This is a genomic window from Massilia genomosp. 1 (assembly GCF_011682185.1).
Taxonomy (GTDB): domain Bacteria; phylum Pseudomonadota; class Gammaproteobacteria; order Burkholderiales; family Burkholderiaceae_D; genus Telluria_A; species Telluria_A rubra.
The window spans coordinates 1-311 of record NZ_WHJF01000491.1 but is presented as its reverse complement, the minus strand read 5'-3'; the positions used below and the strand labels follow the sequence as shown (position 1 = coordinate 311).

1 protein-coding gene is annotated in these 311 nt (G+C 60.1%); it reads left to right on the top strand.

What is annotated here, in order from left to right; genetic code table 11:
* Positions 1-311: transposase (locus tag F1735_RS34625; RefSeq protein ID WP_167241579.1), on the top strand; the 311-nt coding region annotated here is incomplete at both ends.

Below are 311 nucleotides of genomic sequence, written 5' to 3'. Positions count from 1 at the left end.
GCGTCGATGCATGACAGCCGCGCCGCCGTGCCGCTGTCGCACATCACGAAGCAACGGGTCACCAATTTGTACGATGTGATGGATGCTGCCTACTGCAGCAAAGAGTTGCACGCCCACTGCCGCGAACTGGGACACGTCCCCCTGCTCGACCATAATCCGCGTGGCGGCGAGAAGGAACACTTCGAGCCGGCCGATGAGGTTCGCTACCGTGAGCGCACTGTGGCCGAACGGACCAACGCACGCCTCAAGGACGAGTTTGGTGGCCGCAACATCATGGTCAAGGGACATGCCAAAGTCATGAGCCATTTGAT